Here is a 1260-nt window from a genome sequence, read left to right as displayed (position 1 = left end):
TGCTGGGCGGCGAGCAGCCGGTGCTGGAGTTGCCCCTCGATCACCCGCGGCAGCCGCTGCGCAGCTATCGTGGAGCGCAATTGGACCTGGAGCTGGAGCCACACCTGGCCCTTGCCTTGAAACAGCTGGTTCAGCGCAAGGGTGTGACCATGTTCATGCTGTTGCTGGCTTCCTTCCAGGCGCTGTTGCATCGCTATAGCGGACAGGCGGATATCCGTGTCGGCGTGCCGATCGCCAACCGTAACCGGGTTGAAACCGAGCGGATGATCGGTTTCTTCGTCAACACCCAGGTGCTCAAGGCCGACATCAATGGCCGGATGGGTTTCGACGAGTTGCTGGCCCAGGCCCGCCAGCGCGCGCTGGAGGCACAGGCGCACCAGGACCTGCCGTTCGAGCAACTGGTGGAGGCTTTGCAGCCGGAACGCAGCCTCGGCCACAACCCGTTGTTCCAGGTCATGTTCAATCACCAGGCCGACTCTCGTTCGGCCAACCAGGGCGTGCAACTGCCAGGCCTGTCGCTGGAGCGGATGGAGTGGCGGAGCAGCTCCGTGGCCTTCGACCTGACGCTGGACGTGCACGAGGCCGAGGACGGTATCTGGGCATCGTTCGGCTATGCCACGGATCTGTTCGAGGCCTCGACCGTCGAGCGCCTGGCTCGGCACTGGCAGAATCTCCTGCGCGGCATCGTGGCCGAACCGGGCCGGCCGGTCGCCGAGTTGCCGCTGTTGCTGGACGAGGAGCGCGATTGCCTGTTGCGGGCCTGGGCAGAGAACGCCGACGAGGGTGGGTTGCCGCCCCTGGTCCAGTTGCAGATCCAGGAGCAGGCCCGTCTGCGTCCGCAGGCGCAAGCACTGGCGCTGGAGGGGCAGGCGTTGAGCTACGCCGAGCTCAACGCCCGCGCCAATCGTCTGGCTCACTGCCTGATAGCGCGTGGCGTCGGTCCCGATGTGCTGGTGGGAATCGCCGTCGAGCGCTCGCTGGACATGGTGGTCGGTCTGCTGGCGATCCTCAAGGCCGGTGGTGCCTATGTGCCGCTGGACCCGACCTATCCGCAGGACCGTTTGCGTCACATGCTCGAGGACAGCGCCGTCGGCCTGTTGCTCAGCCAGGAGCATTTGCTGCCCGGGCTGCCTTTGCACGAAGGGCTGGAGGTGCTCTCCATCGACCGCCTGGAACGGGACGCATCGGTGTCCACGGATGATCCGGTGGTGAACCTGCGGCCGGAGAACCTGGCCTATGTGATCTACACCTCCGGCTCCA

1 protein-coding gene is annotated in these 1260 nt (G+C 65.6%); it reads left to right on the top strand.

What is annotated here, in order from left to right:
- Positions 1-1260, top strand: a 1260-nt coding sequence (locus HMPREF2581_RS19080) for a condensation domain-containing protein (RefSeq protein ID WP_139181919.1), incomplete at both ends; no start/stop codon positions are given.

It is taken from the genome of Pseudomonas sp. HMSC057H01 (genome assembly GCF_001836405.1).
Classification (GTDB): Bacteria; Pseudomonadota; Gammaproteobacteria; order Pseudomonadales; family Pseudomonadaceae; genus Pseudomonas; species Pseudomonas aeruginosa.
Note: the sequence above shows the minus strand (reverse complement) of the source record. Positions and strands in the feature narration are given on the sequence as shown.